General features: G+C 39.3%; 24 protein-coding genes. 12 read left to right on the top strand and 12 right to left on the bottom strand.

Translation table 11 applies throughout. From position 1 onward, the window contains the following. Positions 1-85 precede the first annotated feature (85 nt). The gene (locus tag DFQ12_RS25655) at positions 86-1,108 is read left to right on the top strand and encodes a cytochrome-c peroxidase (RefSeq protein ID WP_120261869.1); all 1,023 of its coding nucleotides are present in this window, start codon (positions 86-88) and stop codon (positions 1,106-1,108) included. A 48-nt stretch (positions 1,109-1,156) separates the two neighbouring features. On the opposite strand, the gene folP is transcribed toward DFQ12_RS25655, so the two are convergent. The 4 genes from folP to DFQ12_RS25635 form a co-directional block, all read right to left on the bottom strand. After that, entirely contained in the window at positions 1,157-1,996 is an 840-nt protein-coding gene (gene folP, locus DFQ12_RS25650) for a dihydropteroate synthase (protein ID WP_120261868.1), read from the bottom strand. Further along, a complete protein-coding gene (locus DFQ12_RS25645; RefSeq protein WP_120261867.1) occupies positions 1,993-2,472 on the bottom strand; it encodes a DUF4920 domain-containing protein in 480 nt (159 codons plus the stop codon). Before DFQ12_RS25645 ends, folP begins: the two co-directional genes overlap by 4 nt. Before the next feature lie 185 nt (positions 2,473-2,657). Further along, a complete protein-coding gene (locus DFQ12_RS25640; RefSeq protein ID WP_120261866.1) occupies positions 2,658-3,236 on the bottom strand; it encodes an L-threonylcarbamoyladenylate synthase in 579 nt (192 codons plus the stop codon). Between the two features lie 29 nt (positions 3,237-3,265). Continuing rightward, positions 3,266-4,084: a 2,3,4,5-tetrahydropyridine-2,6-dicarboxylate N-succinyltransferase gene (locus DFQ12_RS25635; protein ID WP_077438248.1), complete on the bottom strand. Its 819-nt coding sequence runs from the start codon at positions 4,082-4,084 to the stop codon at positions 3,266-3,268. A 102-nt stretch (positions 4,085-4,186) separates the two neighbouring features. Here DFQ12_RS25635 and DFQ12_RS25630 point away from each other — a divergent pair, with 102 nt between their 5' ends. The 5 genes from DFQ12_RS25630 (at position 4,187) to DFQ12_RS25610 (ending at position 11,206) form a co-directional block, all read left to right on the top strand. After that, a complete protein-coding gene (locus tag DFQ12_RS25630; protein WP_120261865.1) occupies positions 4,187-4,597 on the top strand; it encodes an RNA-binding S4 domain-containing protein in 411 nt (136 codons plus the stop codon). A gap of 101 nt (positions 4,598-4,698) precedes the next feature. Next, positions 4,699-7,830: a SusC/RagA family TonB-linked outer membrane protein gene (locus tag DFQ12_RS25625; RefSeq protein ID WP_120261864.1), complete on the top strand. Its 3,132-nt coding sequence runs from the start codon at positions 4,699-4,701 to the stop codon at positions 7,828-7,830. A gap of 14 nt (positions 7,831-7,844) precedes the next feature. Beyond that, positions 7,845-9,275, top strand: a complete 1,431-nt coding sequence (locus DFQ12_RS25620; protein WP_120261863.1) for a RagB/SusD family nutrient uptake outer membrane protein — start codon at positions 7,845-7,847, stop codon at positions 9,273-9,275. 4 nt (positions 9,276-9,279) lie between these two features. Then, complete coding sequence (locus DFQ12_RS25615; protein WP_120261923.1) at positions 9,280-10,335, top strand: isoaspartyl peptidase/L-asparaginase family protein; 1,056 nt, start codon at positions 9,280-9,282, stop codon at positions 10,333-10,335. 28 nt (positions 10,336-10,363) lie between these two features. Further along, positions 10,364-11,206 carry a cyanophycinase gene (locus tag DFQ12_RS25610; protein WP_120261862.1) on the top strand — a complete coding sequence of 281 codons (843 nt, stop codon included), beginning with the start codon at positions 10,364-10,366 and terminating at the stop codon, positions 11,204-11,206. Here the strand turns inward: DFQ12_RS25610 and ytxJ are convergent, their stop codons facing one another. From ytxJ to DFQ12_RS25585, 5 genes are all read right to left on the bottom strand, one after another. Beyond that, the gene (gene ytxJ / locus DFQ12_RS25605) at positions 11,207-11,536 is read right to left on the bottom strand and encodes a bacillithiol system redox-active protein YtxJ (protein ID WP_208642623.1); all 330 of its coding nucleotides are present in this window, start codon (positions 11,534-11,536) and stop codon (positions 11,207-11,209) included. Positions 11,537-11,541: 5 nt separating this feature from the next. Next, positions 11,542-12,282, bottom strand: coding sequence for a hypothetical protein (locus DFQ12_RS25600; protein WP_120261861.1), 741 nt, complete (start codon positions 12,280-12,282; stop codon positions 11,542-11,544). Between the two features lie 147 nt (positions 12,283-12,429). Next, positions 12,430-12,918 carry a 6,7-dimethyl-8-ribityllumazine synthase gene (gene ribH, locus DFQ12_RS25595; protein ID WP_120261860.1) on the bottom strand — a complete coding sequence of 163 codons (489 nt, stop codon included), beginning with the start codon at positions 12,916-12,918 and terminating at the stop codon, positions 12,430-12,432. An 83-nt stretch (positions 12,919-13,001) separates the two neighbouring features. Continuing rightward, positions 13,002-13,673, bottom strand: coding sequence for a tetratricopeptide repeat protein (locus DFQ12_RS25590; protein ID WP_120261859.1), 672 nt, complete (start codon positions 13,671-13,673; stop codon positions 13,002-13,004). 77 nt (positions 13,674-13,750) lie between these two features. Beyond that, positions 13,751-15,676 carry a polysaccharide biosynthesis protein gene (locus tag DFQ12_RS25585; RefSeq protein WP_120261858.1) on the bottom strand — a complete coding sequence of 642 codons (1,926 nt, stop codon included), beginning with the start codon at positions 15,674-15,676 and terminating at the stop codon, positions 13,751-13,753. A gap of 224 nt (positions 15,677-15,900) precedes the next feature. On the opposite strand from DFQ12_RS25585, the gene DFQ12_RS25580 reads away from it, so the two are divergent. Both DFQ12_RS25580 and DFQ12_RS25575 read left to right on the top strand, forming a co-directional pair. Next, positions 15,901-17,112 carry an alanine dehydrogenase gene (locus tag DFQ12_RS25580; protein WP_120261857.1) on the top strand — a complete coding sequence of 404 codons (1,212 nt, stop codon included), beginning with the start codon at positions 15,901-15,903 and terminating at the stop codon, positions 17,110-17,112. Positions 17,113-17,147: 35 nt separating this feature from the next. Then, entirely contained in the window at positions 17,148-17,999 is an 852-nt protein-coding gene (locus DFQ12_RS25575; RefSeq protein ID WP_120261856.1) for an alpha/beta hydrolase, read from the top strand. Here DFQ12_RS25575 and DFQ12_RS25570 read toward each other — a convergent pair. From DFQ12_RS25570 to porX, 3 genes are read right to left on the bottom strand one after another with little or no spacing between them, the layout of a single operon-like run. Continuing rightward, positions 17,996-19,039 carry an ABC transporter ATP-binding protein gene (locus tag DFQ12_RS25570; RefSeq protein ID WP_120261855.1) on the bottom strand — a complete coding sequence of 348 codons (1,044 nt, stop codon included), beginning with the start codon at positions 19,037-19,039 and terminating at the stop codon, positions 17,996-17,998. The two genes, DFQ12_RS25575 and DFQ12_RS25570, sit on opposite strands and share 4 nt — an antisense overlap. Positions 19,040-19,062: 23 nt before the next feature. After that, positions 19,063-19,473 carry a tRNA (adenosine(37)-N6)-threonylcarbamoyltransferase complex ATPase subunit type 1 TsaE gene (gene tsaE, locus DFQ12_RS25565; protein ID WP_120261854.1) on the bottom strand — a complete coding sequence of 137 codons (411 nt, stop codon included), beginning with the start codon at positions 19,471-19,473 and terminating at the stop codon, positions 19,063-19,065. A gap of 12 nt (positions 19,474-19,485) precedes the next feature. Next, the gene (porX, locus tag DFQ12_RS25560) at positions 19,486-21,039 is read right to left on the bottom strand and encodes a T9SS response regulator signal transducer PorX (RefSeq protein ID WP_120261853.1); all 1,554 of its coding nucleotides are present in this window, start codon (positions 21,037-21,039) and stop codon (positions 19,486-19,488) included. 260 nt (positions 21,040-21,299) lie between these two features. On the opposite strand from porX, the gene DFQ12_RS25555 reads away from it, so the two are divergent. The 4 genes from DFQ12_RS25555 to lpxA all read left to right on the top strand — a co-directional run bounded on the left by DFQ12_RS25555 (position 21,300) and on the right by lpxA (position 25,967). Beyond that, entirely contained in the window at positions 21,300-22,550 is a 1,251-nt protein-coding gene (locus DFQ12_RS25555) for an HD domain-containing protein (RefSeq protein ID WP_120261852.1), read from the top strand. Between the two features lie 33 nt (positions 22,551-22,583). After that, positions 22,584-23,624 (top strand): UDP-3-O-(3-hydroxymyristoyl)glucosamine N-acyltransferase, encoded by a 1,041-nt coding sequence (gene lpxD, locus DFQ12_RS25550; protein ID WP_120261851.1) that lies wholly within the window; start codon positions 22,584-22,586, stop codon positions 23,622-23,624. 143 nt (positions 23,625-23,767) lie between these two features. Then, positions 23,768-25,168, top strand: a complete 1,401-nt coding sequence (locus DFQ12_RS25545; RefSeq protein ID WP_208642622.1) for a bifunctional UDP-3-O-[3-hydroxymyristoyl] N-acetylglucosamine deacetylase/3-hydroxyacyl-ACP dehydratase — start codon at positions 23,768-23,770, stop codon at positions 25,166-25,168. A 10-nt stretch (positions 25,169-25,178) separates the two neighbouring features. Further along, positions 25,179-25,967, top strand: a complete 789-nt coding sequence (gene lpxA / locus DFQ12_RS25540; RefSeq protein ID WP_075990789.1) for an acyl-ACP--UDP-N-acetylglucosamine O-acyltransferase — start codon at positions 25,179-25,181, stop codon at positions 25,965-25,967. Positions 25,968-25,987: the final 20 nt, after the last annotated feature.

Below are 25,987 nucleotides of genomic sequence, written 5' to 3'. Positions count from 1 at the left end.
ATAAAATCTAACAGACCTTTTGTTAGTTAATAGGGAACTATAGCGGTATAATACCCCGATTCTTATTTGCAAATCATTTATTCTAATGAAAAAAGTAATCTGCGTTTTAGGTGTTTTGTTGATTGTGCTATCCTGCAGTAAAAGGGATATAAACGAATCAATCAAGGAGGACAACCCAGAAATTTCTCTGGAGATACCAGCTGAATTTCCAGCGCTAAATGGCTCCGTAGCACAAAATAGACCTACAAAATATGGTGTTGAATTGGGCGAGAAATTATTTCATGAAAAAAGGTTCAGCGGAAATAATACGATTTCCTGTGCGAGTTGTCACAATCCCAACCTAGCTTTTTCAGATGGAAAGCAACAAGCGGTCGGAATTTATGAACGGGTGGGACTTCGTAATACCCCTGCAATTCAGAATATGGCATTTATGAAGTTTTATAATTGGGATGGAAATATCCTGCAATTGGAAAAACAACCTCTCGTTCCGATTATAACACATGAAGAAATGAACTCTTCTATTCTTGAGGTGATTGGTAAAATTGCTGTTGATACCGATTATAAAAAATTATTTCAAAAAGCATTTGGCGATGCAAGCATAACGGCTGATCGAATTTATCGCAGTATTGCACAATACGAGTATACATTGATCTCTGCAAATAGCAAATATGATCGTGTAAAAAGAAATGAAGGGGAGCGATTTACAGCGGAACAGGAGAGAGGGTATACTACTTTCAAAAGTAAATGTGCAAGTTGTCATAGTACAGCGCTATTTACTGATCAAAGCTTTAGGAATGTAGGGTTTCCATTGAATCCAAACCCAGAAGAAGTCGGCCGCGGTCGGGTCACAGGGCGTATTGAGGATCAGATGGCATTTCGTGTTCCGTCGTTAAGAAATGCCATGTATACGGCCCCTTATGGGAGTTTTGGTCAATTTCCAACTTTAAGATCTGTTTTGGATTATTTCGATAAAGGCGTGTTAGCAGCGGAAAATCTCGATCCTATTCTTAAAGAAAACGGTAATCGAATTCCATTATCAGAACAGGAAAAGCAGGATATTATCGCTTTTATAGAAACATTAAGTGATCCAACATTTATTGGGAAGTAAATACAACATACTCCGAGCGATGTTTATACAGATAGTGTGTGCACTGCTCTAATAGAAGAGATCAACAAGCTGTTTCGCTTCTGCGACATCATGGACACGGAGTATCTGTACACCTCTTTCCAAAAGTAGGGTATTTAATGCCGTTGTACCATTGAGTGCTTCTTGGGCCGTAGTACCCAATTTTTTGTAGATCATGGATTTACGTGATATGCCACCTAAAATTGGTAGACCAAGATAGTGTAATTCATCGACCCGATAAAGCAGCTCGTAATTTTGATCGATTGTTTTGGCAAACCCAAACCCGGGATCGAGGATTATATCCTTTACACCCAGATCCCTTAAACGAGCTATACCTTGTCCCAAAAAGGTAGCAACATCAGTCACGATGTCGGTATATTCGGTTTGTCCTTGCATGGTTTCTGGAGTTCCACGCATATGCATGAGGATATAAGGCACCTGATATTTGGCTACTGTTGCAAACATCTCCTCATCAAGCGTGCCTCCTGATACGTCATTGACAATATGTACACCCGCGTCAATGGCTTCTGCAGCGACATCCGCCCGGAAGGTGTCTATGGATAAGATCGCTTCTGGAAAGGCGTTTCTGATTGCCAGGATAGGGGGAAGCGCTCTGTCCATTTCTTCCTGAGAAGAGATTAATGGCGCGCCGGGACGTGAAGAATAGGCCCCAATATCGAGGATTTGAGCGCCTGCCGTTAAGAGACTACTTGCTTTTTCCAGCGCTTTCTCTACTGTTGTATTATCTCCACCATCAAAAAAGGAATCTGGTGTAACATTGAGAATACCCATAATAACAGGTTTTTCAAATGTCATTAGCTTTCCACCTACATTGATGGATGGGGCAGTTGCTGTTTGAAATTTTTTCATCTTACGACAAGAACCCCATCAGCAACAATATTAATATCGTTTTTTGGCTGAGTAATCTGATTTATTTCGGCTTGAGATTTACCGAGATCTTTTGCGGCATGTTGCAATGAAGCGACTGAAGTTTCTTTCCGCTTGGCTACACCTTCGACAACAACTGTCTTACCGATGATATCTGCGGGCATAAAGAATCCATAATCTTTAAAACGTACCATAATAGGTTCCTCTCCGTCGCGTTGTAAGGTCATGAAACAGCCTTTCTTTTTGCAGACTTCAACGACTTTGCCTTCAATTTTACCGTTGAAAGTATTCTTGCTACTTAGTTCTTTTTCCAGTTTAGCAACAGAAATCGCTTTATTAGCCTGAATTTCCTTTCCATATTTTACACCCGGTTTCGCTGAAGGAATCTCCTTTTTCTGAGCGTATAATTGCGTATTTACAGCAATTGCCAATGCAAAAAATAAAATGATCTTTTTCATCTGTATAAATTATTTGTTCATCAATCACGCTGCCTTCGACGGTTTCAATTGTGATGAAGCTATCCGCTTAGTCTCCGAGCGCACGGGCTCGGTTTTCATCGCGACTATATGAAAGCTGCATGCAAGATAACTAACACCATTTATTCAATCTACTATGAGTTTGAATACATCATGATGGATTGATATTACTTTCGAATGAATTCAAATTTACCACTTGGGTCCAGCTTCATAATGGTAGACGATTTACCATCAGTCTTCACATGCCTGTCGTATTCGACAATATAGTCTACACCTGCTTTGATCTCTTCAGCTATTTCGTCAAAATCCTTCGCTGTTGGTTCACCACTGATATTTGCTGAAGTAGAGATAATAGGTTTACGGAAACGTTGTAGAAGCTGTTCACAAAAAGGATGTTTGACAATTCGAATGCCAATCGAACCGTCCTCTGCAATGGCATTAGGAGCAAGATTTTTGGCATTCGAATAGACAATTGTCAATGGCTTGTCCGTATATTCAATAAGTTGATAAGCAACATCTGGGATTTCGTTGACATAACTTGCCAATTGGTTGTCGTTATGTAAAAGGACGATCAGACTTTTGGACTTATCTCTTCCTTTCAATTGAAAGATTTTCTCTACGGCATCAGGATTAGTGGCATCACAGCCTATCCCCCAGATTGTATCTGTTGGGTATAGAATTAATCCACCTGCTTTTAGCGTTTCCAACGCTTTGTTTAAATCCTCACGATCCACAAATGCATTCATTTTTTATTTTTTTAGTTCTGACCTTGAATTTAGACAGCTACATTGTGCTCACGCAGAGCATCATTTAATGAAGTTTTCTTATCAGTAGATTCTTTACGTTGACCAATGATCAATGCACAAGGAACTTGATACTCGCCAGCGGCGAATTTTTTAGTATAAGATCCAGGGATGACAACCGAACGGGCAGGAACATAACCTTTGTATTCTACAGGTTCAGGTCCAGTAACATCAATAATTTTAGTCGATGCAGTCAATACGACATTAGCACCTAATACAGCTTCTTTTTCTACGCGAATTCCTTCAACAACGATCGCTCTTGATCCAATAAATACATTGTCTTCAATGATAACCGGAGCAGCTTGAACTGGCTCAAGTACGCCACCGATACCAACACCACCACTTAAGTGAACGTGTTTACCGATTTGAGCACAGGAACCGACTGTTGCCCATGTATCTACCATGGTACCTTCGTCTACATAAGCACCGATATTAACATAAGAAGGCATCATGATTACCCCCTTCGCTAAATAAGCACCTAAACGAGCAGAAGCGCCAGGAACCACACGAACACCCGTGTGTTTGTAATCTGTTTTTAGCTTCATTTTGTCATGGAATACAAAAGGACCTGCTGTCATTTCGCGCATATCGTTGATCGGGAAATACAAGATCACAGCTTTCTTGATCCAGTCATTTACATGCCATCTCGTGCCGATCAATTCCGCTACACGGATTTCACCGCTGTCTAGCTTCATGATCACGGTACGAATCGCTTCTGTATATTCTTTATACTCCAATAATTGTCTATCTTCCCAAGCTTCCTCAATCAATTTTTTAAGTGGCTCTACCATATTATTTGTTTGCTTATTTGAATTTGTTTATTTTGATGTACAAATATGTTAATTTTCGGTGGGAATACCACGATAATTTGCTAATATAACTATTTTTGCACTATGGCTGCAGCATCAGAAAAATTGAGAATTGATAAATATTTATGGTCGATAAGATTGTTTAAAACAAGAACTTTGGCAACCGAAGCCTGTAAGGCGGGACGGGTCAAGCTGAATGGTCAAAATATTAAACCTTCTTACGAAGTTAAGATCGGCGATGTCTATCATATCCAAAAAGGAATAGAAAAGAAAGTTGTTAAAGTGATCGGTCTTCTCGAGCGGCGGGTGGATGCAAAAACTGCTGTTCAGTTTTATGAAGATCAAACCCCTGTAGAAGAGACTGTAGGCTACAAATCGGTATTTCAGGCACCTGTGCTTAAGCGAGACCGCGGAACGGGAAGACCAACGAAGAAAGATCGTCGTGAAATAGACGATTTGCAAGCTTCAGACTGGTGGGATAAAGAAGATGAATAACGCAAAAAACATTTCATTTCTTCGATAATTATTTGCATTTTAGGTTAGCTAAAGTTATCCATGTTGATACGCTTTAACACTGACCAAAAATGTAGATAATTATGAGAGGTAGCATGCACGCACAAGCGCTGATGACACTAGCGCTCACCCTAAACCTAGCACCAACTATTGCCAAGACTGGAAGCAAATCCATCTCATTTGCCAATCATGGAAATTCATTTGTAGTATTTCAACAAACTATTCGAGGAAAAGTCATTGATGAGAAGGGCCAGGGCATAGGAGGCGTTACCGTCAGAAATTCAACGGCAGGAACAACGGCACAGTCTGCTCCAGATGGCAGTTTCAGTATAGCTGCAAAACCGGGGGATCAATTGGAATTCTCCTCTGTGGGCTATGACCGACAGCGCAATACTGTCAGTGGTTCTGGTCCGCTAACGATTGTATTGGCAAATAAGAGCACGGTGTTGGAGGATGTGACGGTGACAGGATATACGAATTATTCGAAAAAACAGTCCGCCAATGTTTCAACCACAGTGAAAGCAAAAGATCTGGAACAGGTACCTATGGCTTCTGTTGACCAAATGCTGCAGGGGCGTGTTCCGGGGATGAGTGTGATGGCTAGTTCAGGACAACCCGGTGCTACTGCTTCTGTCGTTATTCGAGGAATTGGTTCCATCAATGGTATTTCGGATCCTCTGTATGTAATCGATGGAATTCCTATTGCCACATCTGAACTGAAGAATTTCAGCGCGAATGATTTTGAATCTGTCAATGTATTGCGCGATGCAACAGGAAAATCTTTATACGGATCCAGAGGTTCAAACGGTGTTATTGTTATCACGACAAAAAAAGGTAAATCTGGCCAGCTAGCTGTGAATTTTAACTCTCAATATGGTCTTTCCAAACTGACACGGCCAAAATTCCAAATGATGAATACACAGCAACGTTTGCAATTTGAAGAAGAATTGGGGCCCTTTGTCGATCCAGATAACAATGAAGGCATAGGTCCCGGATGGACGTATTCACCTAAAAATCCCGAGGTAGCGGGCGGAACTTCCGCTTATAAAGCGCGAGCAGCTCAAATTTTGGATAGTTTGAGAGGGATTAATGTTGACTGGCGTGATTACTTCTTTCGTAACGGAAAGTTTATGGATCAGCAGGTGAATATAAGTGGAGGCGGGGAGCATGTGCGGTTCTATAGCAGTGCGGGATACTATAAACAGGAAGGTGTTGCCATTCGATCTGGTCTTGATCGGTATACCTTGAAAAATAATGTAGATTTTGATAAAGGGAAGCTTTCAGGAGGTGTAAATGTGACCCTTGGGTATACAAATTCGAAATTTACCGAAGGTGTAGGAGCTTCACGTGTCGGATCGTCTATGGCATCGGTTTATTATGCACTACCTTATGAATATCCGTATGCACCGGACGGAACGCTCATTCATTTTGGTAATGAAGACGATTACTTTATTTTGGATCAGCGTGAAGGGAGTGCCGGATTGGAACGTCTGCTCAACTCAAGTAGCTCTTCTGAGTTATTTAATACCAATGTTGGCCTCAATCTAAATTATCAATTGCTACCGACCTTAAAAGTCCACACGCGATTGGGGATAGACTATAATACGACTACCGGCCAAGATTATATCAACCCGGATTCTTATTATGGATCACGGGATCGAGATCCGACACTTGGGGGAAAGGGATTATTTGCAGAAGACAATCTCCGGTCTACCAATGTGATCAGTACCACAGGATTAACCTATCAAAATACTTTTGACGAAAAGCATAATTTGGAGCTCTCGGCTTATTTTGAATATTTATATCGACGTAACCGCGCCTTTGGGTACAAAGGTTACGGTATTGATAGCCGTCTACCGGAAAATCCGAATGGTGTAACTGTAAGTCCGACCTATTTACCAGCCATTTTGGGTGGGCGCACCAAATATGCATTGGCTTCGTATATGGCCCTGGGAAGGTATACTTATGACAATCGTTACTCGTTGACGGCAAGTTATCGTTATGATGGCTCTTCCCGTGTAGCGGAGGCGAATCGTTGGCATGGTTTCTATTCCTTCGGTGCCAATTGGAATGTCAAGGAAGAGGAATTCTTGAAGTCCAATGAATTCATACAAGGCCTATCCCTACGGGCTAGTTACGGTACCACGGCCAGTACAATCAATGGTGATTTCAATTACTTAGCAACTTTTAGAAAGGACATTACCTATGGTGGTGAAACAGCCATTCGTCCTTATGATCCCGGAAATCCGAATTATGACTGGGAATATGTGGATGAGTTCAATGCAGGATTTGATCTGGAGCTTTTTCCATCAAAGCGGCTTCGTGTTGCCATGGATTATTATAATAAAATAACCAAGAATATGTTTTTTGATCAGCCGATTTCCTTGACATCGGGATTCTTGGATCGTAAGCTACCATTGAGCACGGGCAAGATGCGTAATAGGGGAGTGGAGATGAGCTTATCCGGTGATGTCATAAAGAGGGAAGATTGGGGGCTGACTTTAGGGGTCAATGCTTCCTATAATAAAAATACTATATTATATCTTTCTGATGCATTGACAGAGGTTTTAGATGGAGATACACGGATCATGCGAGTTGGATTGCCTTATGGAACCTATTATGCGCCAGAGTGGGCGGGGGTTAATCCCCAGACTGGCGATGCGCAGTATTATAACCGTGATGGTAGTATAACAACCGAATATGATGAAACTTCACAGGCCGTTACAAAATCTGGCAGTATGTTTCCAAAATGGGTTGGCGGATTTAATACAACTGTCCGCTGGAAAAACCTCTCGTTGGATGCTTTGTTTGCATTTGTTAGTGACGTGCGCCGTTGGAATAACGAGGATTTTTATAATGAGAATTCGAGCTATATGACGAGTAACCAAAGTATACGCATGCTTACTGACCGTTGGAAGCAACCGGGAGATAATGCCATTTTACAACGGATTGATATACCGCGCGAATATACATCCAAAGATATCCAGGATGCTTCTTTCCTCAGGTTGCGGAATGTCAACTTAGTTTATCAGTTTCCAAAAACCTTGTTTGGGGATCAAAAGGTAATTAAAGGGGCCCGAATTTTCTTTCAGGGGCAAAATTTATTGACCTGGACGTCCTGGAGGGGGCTTGATCCCGAAAATAGTGAAGGGATAAGTCGTTTTAACTATCCAGCTCCGAGAACATATACAGCAGGATTCAGTGTTAATTTTTAAAAAGGACTACGGCAATGAAATCATTTAAAAATATATTAGTAATTGGCCTCTTTACTGTGGGTTTGTCGACTTTCTATTCCTGTAATAAATTAGATCTAAAACCTTCAGATACGATTGATCCCGAAAAGGCTTACCGTAATCTGGATGATATCGATATGGCCATCAAGGGTGCTTACGCTGGTATGACCTATACACTCATTGGAAATAGTGTGGTTGTCTCGGATGAAGCAATTTATCCACTGGAAAACACCGTCGGAAATGTTAGTGCTTATCGTTGGCAATATACCGCCTCAAGTTCATCGGTGACGAGCGCTTTTGGTGAGTACTATGTGGTCATAGATCGTGCGAATCGCGCTTTGGCAGGACTGGAAAAATTGGAGAAAGTGGATGCTGATAAGCAAAAGCATTACCAAGGCGAATTGCTTGCCATCCGTGCTTTTGCTCATATTGAGCTTTTGAGAGCTTATGCAGCGGGCTATGAGCCTACAGCATTGGGAATTCCCTATATGTTAAAGTCTGAAATTGGACATCCACCACGCAAAACAGTTGCCGAAGTAATCAGCTTGGCCCAAAAGGACATTAATGACGCTTTGGGATTAATTGGAGATGAAGAGGCTGTTTACCGTTTTTCTAAGACTGGCTTGTATGCATTGCAGGCAAGAACCGCTTTATATGCAAAAGATTGGACCTTGGCAATTGCTGCTTCATCAAAAGTCATTGCTGCAAAGCCACTGGCTGACCGGACTTCTTTTCCGAAAATATGGTCAGACGAGAGTTCCAATGAAGTGGTGTTTTCATTGCGTAGGACAGCCGCAGATCTACCTAAAGAAGATGATTCTCCAGCTGAAGGACCTATCGGGGCGATGTTTTTTAGGCAGGATGGCGAGATAGCACTTTACACACCTTCAAATAAATTGATTGCTCTATTTGACAAGAATAAAGATATCCGTTTTGGAAGCTATATTCTCGATGATCCCAATCGGGGAGAAGGGAAACAACAGTACCTGATTGGAAAATATTTGGGCCGTAAAGAAGCTGATGCAACAGCTGGCCTCGTGGACGTAAAATTATTTAGAACAGGCGAGATGTACCTGATCCGCGCGGAGGCCAATGCGGAGACAAATAAGCTCAATGAAGCAAATAATGATTTGAACGTGTTGCGGAAAGCGCGAATCCAAGATTATCAAAATCAGGTCTTATCCTCCAAAGACGAATTAATTGATGCTATTTTAGCGGAGCGTTATAAGGAATTGGCATTTGAGGGTCATCGTTTTTTTGATTTAAAAAGAAGGAAAATGCCTGTACGTAGAGGAGCCCAAGATGCTATAAATACTGCGGGAGCACTATTGTTGGAGTCAACAAAAGCGCAATACAATTTTCCTATTCCCGCAGATGAAATATTTGTCAACAAAAATATGGTGCAAAATCCAGGTTATACAAAATAATAAAATGAAGATACATGCAATGATAGCCATGATTATTGGAAGTGCTGCGGTTGCAGCTTCTTGTAATCACAATGACGGAAAGGAAAAACAAGAAATGACGAAAGAACAATTTGTTCTGGCAATTCATGGAGGTGCAGGGACAATTTTGAAAAAAAATATGACTGACTCCATGGAGCAGGCGTATAAAACAGTTTTGGAGCAAGCTTTGAATGAAGGTTACAATCAATTGAAGAAGGGGAATTCCAGTTTAGATGCTGTTGAACAAGCGATTCATGTAATGGAAGATTCTCCTTTGTTTAATGCAGGCAAGGGAGCTGTCTTTACGAATGAGGGAAAAAACGAGTTGGATGCTTCTATCATGGATGGAAAGACATTAGCTGCTGGTGCAGTAGCTGGAGTCACCACCATTAGAAACCCAATTTCCGCAGCGCGTGCGGTCATGGAGAAGTCGGAACATGTGATGATGGTGGGCAAAGGAGCAGAAGAGTTTGCCAAAGAAGCTGGTTTGCAAATCGTTGATCCATCTTATTTTTGGACGAAAATGCGTTGGGATGCCCTGCAAAAAATTAAAAAAGAGGATAGTACCAAAACACAGCTGGATCATGATCAGAAACAGAGTTCCCGTTTGGGGATTCTTAATAAGGATTCTAAATTTGGGACAGTGGGTTGTGTCGCATTGGATAATCAGGGAAATTTAGCTGCGGGTACTTCGACTGGTGGGATGACGAACAAAAAATTTGGTCGTGTTGGTGATTCACCAATTATTGGTGCAGGGACTTATGCTAATAATGCAACTTGCGCAGTTTCCTGTACCGGTTGGGGTGAGTTTTATATTCGTAATGTAGCCGCATATTCTGTTTCGGTCTTAATGGAATATAAAAATGATAATGTATGGCAAGCCGGTCAAGCTGTCATTGATCGGATTGGCAAAATGGGCGGAGATGGTGGAATGATTGTTATGGATAAAGAAGGACATGTCGCCATGCCGTTCAATACCGAAGGCATGTATAGGGGCACGGTAACAAAGGAAGGTAAGATAAAAGTAGAAATTTATAAGTAATCAAACGTATAATCTAAGGGAAGCTGTTATGAAAAAGTTGTTGTGTATTATCGCGGTAATCGTTTTGTGTTCTTTCACCAGCCAGAAATCACGCATTTCACCTAAAGGAACATTGTTTGTCATTGGTGGCGGACATAAAGATGAACATCTGATGGAAGCTTTGGTCGAAGCAGCGCAGCTTTCACCAAAGGATTACATAATGATCTTACCGATGGCTTCCACCGTCCCCGATGAGTCTGTAGAGGGGATGGTAAATCAATTAAAGGAAGTGACAAAAAATAAGATCACCAGTATTAATTTTTCGAAATCGGATGCTGAAGATCGGAAGCTTGTTGATTCGGTACGCCATGCAAAACTGATTTATATTACAGGGGGAGATCAAAATCGTTTTATGTCGATCGTAGCACATACAGCATTGTTCGATGCGATTCATACAGCTTATCAGCAAGGTGCTTGTATTGCCGGTACAAGTGCTGGTGCGGCTATTATGAGCGAGACAATGATAACAGGTAATCAATTAAAAGATTCGGTCTATCGAGCTACCTTCAATAGACTGGAACACCAAAATTTAGAGACAGCCAAAGGTCTGGGACTGATAAAATCTGCGATTATAGATCAGCATTTTGTAAAGAGAAGTCGATATAATCGACTTTTTACTGCCTTAGCGGAGTTCCCTGACAAGACCTGTATCGGGATTGATGAGGGAACTGCTATCATCGTTCGACAGAATACCGTAAAAGTGGTTGGGGAATCCCAAGTCATCGTTGCCAGAAATCCACGTGGATTAAAGAAAAAATCCAATGGAATGATCACTTGGGATAATCTTACATTGAGTGCCTATGATGAAGGCAAAATATTTAAGATCAAATAATTACAGGTATTTTTCAATTTCGTCAAATTGAATATCCCCATGTGAAGCATCGTAAAGGCTGTTTTTGCCTTCGACAATCAGTATCTGTGGCGATTGATGTTCGATATTCCATCGTTGTGCAATTTCATTGGAAAGTGCCCGATAGCGCAACAGGTCTAAAAGATAAATAGAATAGTCCTGATCAACAGTAGTTGACATCCGTTCCAAACTGCGTTTTGCCATGTTACTGATACCACAGGTTGTGCTGTGTTTGAATATGGCGGACACCTTATCGGATTGATAAAGTTCCTGTAATTGTTCTTCTGTATTTAATTCTATCCAATTAATCATAATAGCTATAATTCTTTAAATTTCTTTTGCTCGACTTGTACAAATGAAGAGATCGAAGAGAATACACAGGTTCTCTTGTCGTTGCTTGCAGCACTAAATAAACTAGGTAGACGTATTCCATCACCTATTTCTTTGTATTTGCTTACCTCATAACTGATTTTTTCTGTTTTATCAGTGTATTCGTAGCGCGTAATCTCACCCGTATTTTGATCGATATAGATTAAACCGTCTAGCTTCGAGCCAAGAACCGGACCTGATGAGGTAATACTTGCAACTGTTAATTTTTGCCCACCAATAAATCGTTCTTCCTGATTTTTAAACTGAACACTTCTTTGCTCTATCAGCGTTGGTAGCAAGAGCAGATTTAGATCCGCAAAAAGTTGATTTTTTATGGATTTCTTTATTTCTTGGCCATCAGTAGATAGATTGCCCGCAATAAAAAGCTTATCTGTGCTGCTTCCTTTAAAATTGAATAAATAGGTTACCTGATCAGATCCGCTAAATCCATCGAATCTACATTCTCCTGTTGTACGGTTAAAGAGGAATTTACGTTCTTCATTGGACAACTCTTCCGATACGGTATTACCCTTTGCAGAAAAAGCGAGATACTGTAGGGAATCCCATTTACCTTGGCCACCAATACTGCGCCAGATTTGCTTATTCAGGCTATCGTCTTGAGCAGATAAATGCCCGACAGAAAGAAATGATAGCATAAATACGAAGAGTATGTTCGATAATGTTTTCATAATCATATCTAAAAAATAAAAATCGATTAATAAGATATTATCATACTTTATTAATCGATTTATTTAAAATTAAAGTACTTGTGCGTTTCTATGTTTTGGCCCAGAATACTTTTTCATGATTAAATAATAGACAAAATTGATACCAAACTAGAATTTTTTAGCAATGGCAGCCATTTGTATTGCTGTAATAGCAGCTTCTTCACCCTTATTGCCATGTTTACCACCGGCACGGTCCAAAGCTTGTTGAAGGTTGTCTGTCGTTAGTACACCAAAGATAGCTGGTTTGTTGTACTTCAGTCCTACGTTTGAAACACCATTGGCTACCGCATGACAAATAAAATCGAAATGGCGGGTTTCTCCCTGGATTACACAGCCTAGACAGATAACAGCATCAAAGCTTTGATTTCTCAATGCCAGATCTGCTCCAGAGGTCAGTTCGAAGCTTCCTGGAACCTCGATAACTTCGATATTGCCTTCTTTTGCACCATGTTTTTCTAAACCTGAGATAGCACCGTTCAATAGTGCACCAGTAATTTCTGCATTCCACTGTGCAACTACAATTGCAAATTTGAATGGACTCGCATCCGCAACTTGGATATGCGAAAAGTCTGATAGATTTTTAATGCTACTTGCCATAATAGATGCAAAGATAGTGATTTTAGATGGTCACAAAAAAAGAGGCTATCAAATAGCCTCTTTTTTTGTGTATTTATGATTTCTTATAAATGTGCTTGTACTCTACCCAATAGACCATCGATAGTAGAAGCTTCTTGGCTTTCCGGAAAATCTGTTTTGATTTTTTTGTAAGCTGTTTCAGCACTTTTGTAATCGTTTTGTGCCTCGTAAACAAGACCTAATTTTTTTAGGAATAATGGAGTTGTGTATGAGTTGCTTGATTTTTCAGAAGCTTGTTTGTAATAATCAGCCGCTTTTTTATAGTCTTTTAACTCTGAATAAGCATCTCCTGTCAAACCAATAACTAGCGGGTCTAAGATTTGACTTCCTGTAGGGGAATATTTTTCCAATGCTTTTACAGCATCATCAAATTTACCTTGACGTAAGTAAAGACCTCCTAAATATGCATTTGCAATATTTGCAGATTTTGTGTTTGAATATTCGTCTGCAATTTGCTTGAAACCAAGGAATGCGCCATCTCCTGAAATCGCTTTATTCTGTAAAGAATCAATTGTAACAAGCTGCTCGGCTTTATACATACGATTTGATGCTTCCTCTGCTCTTGGTTGCAAGTAAAGTTTTTCGTATCCAAAGTACAGCAAAATCAACACAACGATACCACCTAAAATAAACGCAACGCTTTTTTGGTTATCTTGAAAAAAAGATCCTTTTGAAGGTTTCAAACCTTGATTTGTATTATTTGTATTTTTAGACATTACTAATCAGTAAAATATGGTTGCAAAAATACACTTTTCGAGCAAATTTGCAAGTGTTTTACAAATTTTAAAGTGAATTAACTTTTGTTTTCGGACTCATTTGATAATTCGATTTCTTTATCCAGTTGTTCATAGATCGAATTTTTGCTTTTAAATTCTGGAACAATAAGCTTCATTTGATAGACGACCTCATTTTTATTTTGAGTCGCTAACTGCTGTTCTAATTCCGCTAGTTTCAGACTTACAATGTTATAATTATTTTCACGAACCTTGGCGATCATAATTTTCTCATGATGGGTTGGAAGAGTGTTTTCTAGATCGTTTAAGAGTTCTTCATATAATTTTTCACCTGGTCTTAGACCGGTGAATTTTATTTCGATATCTTCATTTGGTTTGAACCCGGAAAGACGTATCATCTTCTTGGCCAGCTCAACAATCTTCACGGATTTACCCATGTCAAAGACGAATATTTCTCCACCCTGACCCATTGCACCAGCTTCAAGAACAAGCCGACAGGCTTCGGGGATAGTCATAAAATAACGTGTAATCTCGGGGTGAGTTACTGTAACAGGGCCTCCTTTTTGGATCTGATCTCTAAATCTAGGAATAACAGAACCATTTGAGCCAAGAACATTGCCAAATCGCGTAGTAATAAATTTGGTATTGACGTCTCCATTCGATAAACTTTCCAGATGATTGTTTAGGGCTTGTACATATATTTCGGCAATTCGTTTTGTTGCCCCCATAATATTTGTTGGATTAACAGCCTTATCTGTAGAAACAAAAACGAATTTTTCGACCAGAAATTCCACCGCCAGATCAGCTAGGTTTTTGGTACCCATAACATTGGTTTGTACTGCTTCAAGCGGATGGTTTTCCATCATAGGAACGTGTTTATAAGCTGCAGCATGATATACATAATGTGGTTTGAATGTTTCAAAGAGTAAACGCATTCTTTTTGTACTTCTGATATCTGCTATATAAGTATGGTATACCTGATTTGGAAATTCGTCCTGTAAATCCAGTTGTAAATTGTGCAATGGGGATTCCGCCTGATCACAGAGAATAATCATTTGGGGTTCATATTTACCCAATTGTGAGGCGATTTCGCTCCCTATTGATCCAGCGGCACCAGTAACAAGGATTCTTTTACCTTTGGTTTGGTTTAGGATATGATCATCATTGATTTTGATTGGATCCCTTTCTAATAGATCTTCAATTTTTATTTTTTGAATCTGATTGGGGTTAAGATCCCCATTCATAATTTTTTTGACAGGTGGAAGTGTTAAGATACTTACATTTCGCTCTAAAGCAATATCCGTAATTTCGTTTTTGCGCTCTGAAGGAATATTGTGTGATGCAATAATGACCTCTTCTACATTCAAGGTATTGATCAGATGATTGAACTTCTTAGATGAATAGATTTTCGTTCCATCAATTACTTTGTTGATCTTTTGATCATTATCATCCAAAAAGCCAATGATCGCATTTTTCGATCGTACATCATGATCTAATGTTCTTTTTACGGCGATACCGAGATCACCGGCGCCATAAATCAAGGTTTTCTTTCTGGTGCCATTGACTTTCTTTGTATAGAGAAAGAAAATTTTAATAATAGTTCGATATACGGTTAATATTAAAAATGAGAAGAGCGCAAAGAAGATGATCAACGCTGTGGGAATATTCCGTTCAATTTCATTTGCTTGAATAATCAATTTGATGATTAGAAGCATGAACACGCTAAATACTATGGTGGATAATATCCTGATGGAGTCAATGGCGCTTGTGTAACGAATGATCCCAGTATACATCTTAAATAAGTAAAATGATAGGGAGCAGACGCTTATAAATAGAATATATCTTATGCTGAAATCTATGTCAAGGAGAAAGTCAAAGTTAAAATCGTAATAAATGACGTTTGCAAGGAGATAGGCAATAGAGACACTGAAAATATCCAATAAAAAAATGATCCATCTGGGTACGATACTGATTTTACTTAGCATGGTATTATATCTGATTAATTTAGACAAATGTAGATAATTTTGTTTCATTCCCATGGCCTTTGTATGGATTAATCTTTTACCCAATTTAATAGCTACAGGAGGTTGATAGGAGCGCTATGTAGCCTGTAGATCACCAACTAAGGAGCTGAGCAGCTTGTCAATTTTATCTTCGTTTGATTACATTGATTATTTATTGTAATTTTAACTAAAGTCAATTTAATAAAATGAATGAGTTAGGGAAGCTTGCGAGTCAGGCCATGATTTCTCCGAAAGAAATGCTTTTTGAGAAGAAAAAGAATGGGAAAAGTCTTTTTATTGGGATCCCAAAGGAGACCTCACTTCAGGAAAAGCGTATATGTCTGACACCCTTGGCGGTAGCATTACTTGTCGAAAACGGACATGAGGTATTGATTGAAACTGGAGCCGGAGCCGGAGCGAATTTTTTGGATCACCATTATAGTGAACAGGGAGCTCGGATCGTGTCATCCAGAGAAGAAATATATCAAGCAGATTTGATCATTAAAGTTGGTAGTCCTACCGTCTCTGAGGTTAAATTGATGAAAGAAAGGCAAGTACTCTTGTCTTCCCAACAGCCTTCTTTAATGAATATTGAGGTGTTAAAGGCGCTGATGCATAAGAAGATTACCGCGATCTCTTATGAATATCTGCGGGATGAAGGGGGGTGTTTAGCTGTGGTGCGGGCGATGAGCGAAATTGTCGGGGCGACAGCGACTTTGATCGCTGGGGAGTATTTAAGTAATGCTTTCGGTGGAAAAGGACTCATGCTAGGAGGTGTTACAGGAGTAGCTTCTACAGAGGTCGTCATTATAGGCGCAGGGACAGTTGGGGAACAGGCTGCACGAACAGCCTTGGCGCTGGGCGCACAAGTAAAAGTATTTGACAATTCAATTTATAAACTCCGTCGTTTGCAAAACAACCTCGGCAGTCTTGTATTCACTTCGGTTATTCAACCAATTATTCTCAATAAAGCCGTAATAAGTTCAGATGTCGTTATTGGTGCATTACGCGCACGCAATGGCCGTTCTGCTTGTGTGATTTCCGAAGAAACGGTTTCAAAGATGAAACCTAACTCGGTTGTAATAGATGTCAGTATCGATCAAGGAGGGAATTTTGAGACATCGGAAGTAACGTCACATGATAAACCTGTTTTTCGGAAATTTGATGTCATTCACTATTGTGTTCCCAATATCGCTTCTCGGGTCGCTCGTACAGCAACCTATGCAATGAGTAATATTTTCACCTCTATCTTGTTGGACTTCGCCGAGTTGGGCGGATTGAAAAATGCAATTTGGAAAAACCCGGGGATAAGAAGTTCAATCTATCTGTACCAAGGTAACCTAACCAATGCCGATATGGCTTCCCGATTTAATATGACGGCAAAAGATTTGGATTTATTGGTAGTTTCTTCACTTTAGGGGATACCACATATTATATAATATAGATAATAGAGATGAAAAAAATTCTTATGATCTTATGTTCTTTGGTTTCGCTTGCAAAGGCTCAGGAAGTTATAAATCTTTACCCAGATACTATTCCGAATGCAACAGATAAAGATCAGGTTCTTTTGGAAAAAAACATACCCAAATTATTTGTTTATACTCCAGCTGAAGGTGCGGCCAAAAATATTGCCGTACTTGTGATCCCTGGAGGTGGATACGCACATATCGCAATGGATCATGAAGGGCATGCAGTCGCTCAGGAACTCGTAAGAAATGGATATTCGGCTTATGTATTACAATACAGATTACCCTCACCCAATATCATGCGGGATAAGAGTATTGGGCCGCTTCAAGATGCTCAACGGGCAGTACAATTGATTCGCACATCCAACCCACAACTTAAAAAAGTTGGTGTTATTGGATTTTCGGCGGGAGGACATTTAGCATCAACCTTAGTGACAAAATTTAAGAAAGAATATATTTCCAATCCGTCACATGTGTCACTTCGACCGGACTTTGCAGGACTAATATATCCAGTTATTTCTATGCAGAATGATGTGACACATAAAGGTTCTAAAATCAATCTGATTGGAGAAAATCCATCCGAAGAACTTGTTCAATTATTCTCTTCAGATTTACAGGTTTCTCCTGAGGTCTGTCCTGTTTTTTTTGTGCATGCCAAAGATGACAAATCTGTTCCGATTGAAAACAGCTACCGAATGATGGCAGCATTGGATAAGGTGCATGTCCCAAATACAATCTATGTGTTTGAACAAGGCGGCCACGGCTTTGGCTTGATCAACAAAACTTCAGAAAAAAAATGGTTTGATGCATTTCTATCCTGGATGTCCACCTTGAATTAATCGAAAGGAATCCAATGAGAAATTGTTAATTCAACAGCCTGATTTTTTTGTGGGATTAGCTGTGAAATGGTTGTGCAATGTAGGTCAACCACATTGTTTGAAACAACGATTTCATAATAGAAGCCTCTAAATTTAGTGTCTTTTACAAAGAAAGGTGATTCTTCGGCGAGCATAATAGAAATCCATTCTTGATGAATTGCAATGGGCTTTTCACTTGCTATACCTAAATTTTGTGCTTGTTGGGGATTTAGGATATTACTTTTTGCCAACAATTGTGCCGTATAGGGGTGTGATGGTTGGCTATATAATAGGTGTGGATTATTTTGATCTAATATTTTTCCTGATTTCATGACAATAAGGTTGTCTGCCAGCGCAAGCACCTCAGTGGGATCATGCGAAACCAAAATGATCGTAAGACCTGTTTCCTTCACAATATCTTTGATGTCCTGTTGCAAGGTGTCGCGAAAAGATGCGTCCACTTGGTTAAATGGTTCATCCATCAATAATACCTCAGGTTCATTGATCAATGCGCGGCAGATCGCAACACGCTGTTTTTCTCCGCCACTGATATCGGCAACTCGTTTTTTTGCCAAATGATCTATGCGTAAGCGTTGTAAAATCTCTGCGGTTTTATCCTGCTTGCGTTTGATATCCGTATTGGGTAGCTGTGAAGCAACGTTATCCCATACATTCGCATAGGTATTTAAATCGTCGAATCCTTGCGAAACGAGTTTCATGGCATCATGTCCGGGTATTAGCTTGTCTTTGCGTGTGGGAACTTGCCAGCCTTTATACCGTACGACTCCGTCCGTAGGTTCTAACAAGCCATAGATTAATTTAAGAAGCGTACTTTTTCCACTTCCGGACTCACCGATGATAGCCGTTATTTTTCCCCCTTCAATATCAAAAGAAGCATTTTCAACAGCAAACTGTACATTGTTTTCATGGAAGGAGAAACTTAAATGTTCTGCATGAATAGCTGCTAACCCTGGTACGTGGATATCTGAAGGAATATATTGACAAGACGATGAATGAGCCATAATGGAATATGATAAAAGATAGATTAACGGATAGATATTTTTCGGGTAGCGGCGTCTATGATGCTGATATGTATTTCTTTCGCTTCTTCGGGCAACAAATTTGGTATTTTTTCAGGCCACTCAATAAAGCAGTATGCTCCCGAATAGAAATATTCCTCATAACCAAAGTCAAATGCCTCCTGTTCATCTTTAATCCTATAAAAATCAAAATGATAGATTGGCCCGTTATCAGAATCATATTCGTTAACAATCGAGAAGGTAGGACTAGACGTGCTATCTTTTACACCTAATTGTTCACACAAATATTTTATAAAGGTCGTTTTTCCTGCCCCCATTGCACCATATAACAGAAAAATTCGATCCTTTGGAAACCTGTTCAAAAGAGTTTGGGCTGCAACAGAAAGATCTGCCGTTGTATTTACGATAATTTCCATGTTGCAAAATTACTATTTCGGCAAGTATGTCGCAAAGGGGATGATCATTTCTTCCAATGATATTCCTCCATGTTGGAATGTTCCGTTAAAGTAATTAACAAATTGATTGTAATTGTTTGGATAAACAAAGTAGGAATCCTCTTTGGCGAATACATAGGTTGAGCTAACATGAAGTTTGGGCAACTGTGCATCATGGGGATTTTTTATCGTAAATACATCTTTTTCAATGTAGTTTAGATTTTTCCCTTGTTTATAGCGGAGATTCGTATTTGTATTTCTATCTCCAACGATTTTGCTCGGTTTTTTTACCCGAATCGTCCCATGGTCCGTTGTGATAATAACACGTACTTTTTTCTGTGAAAGCCATTTAAGGGTCTCTAATAGGGGTGAGTGCTCAAACCAGGATAAGGTAAGCGAACGGTATGCCGCTTCATCATTCGCCAGTTCACGGATCATAGAGCTGTCTGTTCGTGCATGGGATAGCATATCAACGAAGTTGTAGACCAGGACATTGAGCTGATTATGCATCAAGTTCCCTAAATTATCTAAAACGTCCTTGCCTTGTTCAAGTGTTAAAACTTTGGTGTAAGAATGTTTTATCGGTTTACGATATAACCTTTTGACCTGATCATCTAGAAATTTGTCTTCATATAAGTTCTTGCCCCCCTCATCCTCGTCATTTTGCCATAACTTCGGAAACCGTTTTTCCATTTCTAATGGTGTTAAGCCGCTGAAGATTGCATTTCTTGCATATTGTGTTGCAGTTGGAAGGATGCTGAAATAGTTGATCTCTTCTTCCAGTCTAAAATAATCTGTAATCACCTCGTTGATGATTTTCCATTGATCAAAACGCAAATTATCTATCAGGACGAAAAAGGTAGAGATTTCATCCTCAAGTACTGGAAATACTTTCTTTTTAAACAACTGATGGGATAAAATAGGTGCATTTTCCGGGCGATTGATCCAATTGATATAGTTATTTTCTACAAACTTTGAAAATTGCATGTTTGCTTCCGACTTTTGCATGGTCAGGATTTCATGCATGTTGTTGTCATCAAGCTTTTCAAGTGATAATTCCCAGTAAACAAGTTTTTTATATACTTCTGACCACTGATTGAAATCCAGATCGTCATTTAAGATCATACCTAAATTGCGGAAATCTTGCTGGTAGGCCATGGAAGTTTTCTCATTGACAATACGTTTATTTTCAGTGAGTTTTTTTATTGTCATCAAAATCTGCTTGGGATTTACAGGTTTGATTAAATAGTCATCTATCTTAGATCCGATGGCATCTTCCATGACATGTTCCTCTTCATTTTTGGTGACGAGCACGATAGGAACTGTAGGATTAATGGACTTGATGATCGCAAGTGTTTCGAGCCCAGTTAGCCCCGGCATGTTTTCATCCAGAAATATTAAGTGAAAAAAACCATTTTTAAAGGCTTCAACCGCATCATTTCCATTGTTGACTGTGTCAACTTTATACCCCTTACTTTCTAAAAACAAAATATGAGGTTTTAGAAAGTCAATTTCGTCATCAGCCCAGAGAATATGTGTTTTTTGCATCTTGTTATATATGTCTACTATAAGAGAGGTTGATATGTTACTCAAATTGTAACAAAAGAAAATACCTCGTTCATTGAATGGATTTCAATATCGTGCTAACATAAGCAAATATCGTGCTTTAGATTTATTTTTAACATTTCTTAACGATGAACTAACTATCTTTGTTTTAAGTTTATATTAGTGATAACCATAAGTTTGTGTTTTACACAAGCGGGTTTTCTATTTAATATGTTGAAAAGTAGCATTAATTTATCGCCGCATTGAACAAAAATAAAATCATCAATGATCCTGTATACGGGTTTGTTGCCATTCCTACGGGGTTGGTCTTTGACCTTGTACAACATCCCTATTTTCAGCGACTTCGTTATGTTAAACAGGTGAGTATGACTCATTTGGTCTATCCAGGGGCGTTACATACACGATTTCAGCACGCGATAGGAGCGATGCATCTGATGTCGATGGCATTGGAGACGCTTCGAAGTAAAGGGGTAGAGATCTCTGAAAAGGAAGAAGAAGCTGTCTTAGCCGCGATTTTGCTACACGATATCGGTCATGGTCCCTTTTCCCATTCATTGGAACATAGTTTGATTGCAGGCGTTTCACATGAATTGCTTTCCTCTTTGTTGATGGATCGGATGAACCAGGATTTGGGTGGGAGATTAAGTATCGCGATTGATATCTTTAATAATAAATACACTCGAAAATTTCTCCATCAGCTTGTCTCCAGCCAATTGGATGTAGACCGGATGGATTATCTAAATAGAGACAGCTTTTTTACTGGCGTTTCTGAAGGTGTAATTTCATTTGACCGCATTATTAAGATGTTGAATGTAGTGAATGACGAGATTGTAGTTGAATACAAAGGACTTTATTCTGTGGAAAAATTTATTATTGCACGGAGACTGATGTATTGGCAAGTGTATTTACATAAAACAGTTATAGGGGCAGAGCAATTATTGATTAAAATTTTACAAAGAGCAAAATATTTAACAGCATCTGGAGTAACACTCTTTTCTACCCCAGCATTCCATTGGTTTTTGAGTCAGGAGATTGACCTAACAAATTTTATGGCAGACCCGTTGCATTTGGACTGGTTTACTCGTTTAGATGATACAGATATTATGTCAGCGATAAAAACATGGGAGCTGCATGAGGACAAGATTTTGAGTAAAATGTGTCAGCGAATAATGAAAAGAGACCTGTATCGTTCAGTTATGAGCAATAAACCCTTTTCCCCAGATTATATCGAACTGGTAAAAACCAAAGTGCAGGAGTGCTTGAGTGTAAAGGAAGAGGATCTTCATTATTATGTGTTTACACAGGAAATTCATAATCGCGCATATAACCCTTCCAATGATCAAATCAAGATATTATTGAAATCGGGAGAGCTTATTGATATTACTGAAGCGTCGGATCTTGGAAATTTAGAAGCATTGTCAAAAAATGTGTCCAAATACGCATTATGTTATCCGAAAGAGGTAGGATATATTGCAATTCCTTCCATCGGATAGTTATTTTTTAATAAAAAAACATAGATTTGTACCATGCAATTTACTGCTCAACAAATAGGGACATTATTAGAAGGAAGGATTGAAGGGAATCCTGAAGTTACTGTAGGTAACCTTGCCAAAATTGAGGAAGGTAAAAAAGGCGATCTTTCTTTTTTGTCAAATCCAAAATATGAGCATTTTATTTATACTACTGATGCATCAATTGTCATTGTGAATGAAGATTTGCAATTGATGCAAGAGACCAAACCCACACTGACGATTATTCGTGTTAAGAATGCCTATGCTGCTTTCTCTACCATATTGAATATGTATAATGAGTTTCGTCTCGACAAAAGTGGACGTGAAGAACCTTGTTTTATACACCCTGAGGCAACAATAGGAGCAGGGGGGTATATTGGAGCGTTTGCGTATATTGGTAAGGGGGTTACGATTGGCGATAATGTGAAGATTTATCCACAGGTTTTTATAGGAGATAAAGTTACGATTGATGATAATACGACCCTTTATCCAGGAGTAAAGATCTACCATGATTGCAAGGTAGGTAAGAACGTTGTTGTTCATTCAGGTGTCGTTATTGGCTCTGATGGTTTTGGTTTTGCCCCTCAGGAAGACGGTTCTTATAAGAAGGTCCCACAAATAGGTTATGTTCAAATAGAGGACAATGTTGAGATTGGCGCGAATACTGTGATCGATAGAGCTACTATGGGGGCAACTATTGTGCGTGATGGTGTCAAATTGGATAATCTGATTCAAATTGCACATAACGTTGATATTGGTAAAAATACAGTAATTGCTGCGCAGACAGGTATTTCTGGAAGCTCAAAAATTGGAGAGCGAGTGGTGTTAGGAGGACAGGTTGGTGTCGTAGGACATATTGTCGTGGCTAAAGGCTCCCAAATACAAGCTCAATCGGGTGTTAATCGGTCAATTAAAGACGAAGGGAAAAAATGGGGTGGCACACCTGTGATGCCGTATCAGCCTCAGTTACGCTCAAATGTGATATTTGCGCGCCTTCCAGAGTTAGAGAAACGCATCCAAGAGCTAGAAAAATTAATAGAATCAAAGTTAAAATAATCTTTTTTCATTGAAATAAACTGTTATTTAATTGTAATGAAGCGATCATGAGCAGTCTAGCTTGCTGCTATTTCGATATAAATATTATAATCTCATGATGGTTTTGTCAAAAGAAGTTTTGATTTAAAAATATGTTATTAGAAATGAATGTGAAACAGAGAACCATCAAAAACGAGGTTGAAATTTCGGGGGTAGGTCTTCATACAGGAAAAATTGTATCGATGACGATCAAACCAGCTCCGGAAAATCACTGGTTTAAGTTCAGACGTGTAGATTTAGAAGGTCAACCTGAGGTTTTGGTTGATGCAGATAATGTTACAGACACTTCCAGAGGGACCACTATTTCTCAGAATGGAGCAAGTGTCAGTACAATCGAGCATTTAATGGCATCATTAATTGGTCTGCAAATCGACAATGTCATGATTGATATTGATGGTCCTGAAATTCCAATTTTGGATGGGAGTTCAGCAATTTTTGTGAAATTGTTGGAAGAAGCGGGGTTTGAAGAACAAGATGCAGACAGAGATTATTATGAGATCTCTAGTAATATTCATTATGCAGAACCAGAACGTAAAGTAGAGATCCTGGGAATGCCTATGGATGATTATCGTTTGACTTGTATGATTGATTTCAATTCACCTGTCTTGGGTAGTCAACACGCTGCGATTACTTCTATAGAAGATTTTAAAGCAGAAATAGCTTCTTCACGTACGTTTTGTTTTCTACACGAATTGGAGATGTTAGTCGACCACGGACTCATTAAAGGAGGGGATCTAAGCAATGCAATTGTTATTGTTGATAAAGAAACTTCTCCTGAGGAATTGCAGAAACTTGCGCATCTTTTTCATAATGATACAGTCGCCGTTGCAAAAGAAGGTATTCTGAATAATATTCAGTTGCGTCATCAGAATGAGCCTGCTCGACATAAACTGTTGGATATGGTTGGTGATTTGGCACTTGTAGGTCGACCTCTGAAAGGCCATATTATGGCTGCTCGTCCGGGACATGCTGCAAATGTCGCCTTTGCAAAGAAAATCAAAGAGCAGATTAAGAAAGATAAAACACGTAAAAAAATAAAAGTTTACGATCCAAATATGCCTGCATTGTATGATACTGTGGAGATTATGAAAATCCTTCCGCATCGTCAGCCAATGCTCATGGTCGATAAGATTTTAGAATTAACCGAGACACATGTTGTGGGGTTAAAGAATGTAACCATGAATGAAGACTTATTTATGGGACATTTTCCTGGAGCTCCATTATTCCCCGGTGTATTGCAAGTTGAAGCAATGGCTCAGACTGGTGGTATCTTGGTCCTAAAGACTGTTCCAGATCCTGAAAACTGGCTAACATTATTTCTCAAAATTGAGAATGCACGTTTTAAAGCACAAGTAACCCCTGGGGACTGTGTTATTTTTAGATGTGATCTCATGGAGCCGATCCGGAGAGGTATTGCTAAAATGAAAGGTGTGGCCATGGTGGGAGAGAAAATAGTCTGCGAGGCAGAACTTATGGCACAGATCGTAAGAGTAAATAACAACTAAAGAAGTATAGATGATACAGCCATTAGCTTATATTCATCCAGAAGCAAAGATTGCTAAAAATGTGGTCATTGAACCATTTGTAACCATTTACAAGGACGTTGTCATTGGAGAAGGTACTTGGATTGGATCAAATGTGACCATTATGGATGGAGCTCGAATTGGAAAGAACTGTAAGATATATCCCGGTGCCGTGATTTCTGGTGAACCTCAAGACTTAAAATTTGATGGCGAGATTACAACAGCAGAAATTGGAGATAATACAACGATTCGTGAATGTGTAACAATCAATAGAGGAACGAAGGACCGTTATAAAACTGTCATCGGTAAAAACTGTTTGATTCAAGCCTACAGCCACGTCGCACATGATTGTGAAGTGGGTGATAATTGTGTTTTTTCGAATAACAGTACCCTTGCAGGACATATCACAGTCGGGGATTATGTTGTTTTAGCAGGGATGGTCGCAGTACATCAATTTGTGAAAATTGGTTCGCATGCATTCGTCACAGGAGGTTCTTTGGTACGTAAAGATATTCCACCGTTTGTAAAAGCGGCCCGTGAGCCGATTTCTTATGCCGGAATTAACTCTGTAGGATTGCGGAGAAGAGGTTTTTCGGAAGAGCAGATAGCTGAAATTCAAAATCTTTACCGTATTCTATTTGTTCAGAACCGAAATTTAGCCAAAGCAATAGAAATTATTGAAGCTGAATATCAGGCAACAGAGATCCGTGATGAAATTTTGGATTTCATTCGGAATTCCGGAAGAGGTATCATGAAGGGATTCAACAATAGAGCGATGTAATAGCTTTACCGATTTTTATA

The organism is Sphingobacterium detergens, from assembly GCF_003610355.1.
In the GTDB taxonomy this organism is placed as follows: Bacteria; Bacteroidota; Bacteroidia; order Sphingobacteriales; family Sphingobacteriaceae; genus Sphingobacterium; species Sphingobacterium detergens.
The sequence above is the reverse complement of the archived record's forward strand: the minus strand, read 5'-3'. Positions and strand labels throughout refer to the sequence as shown.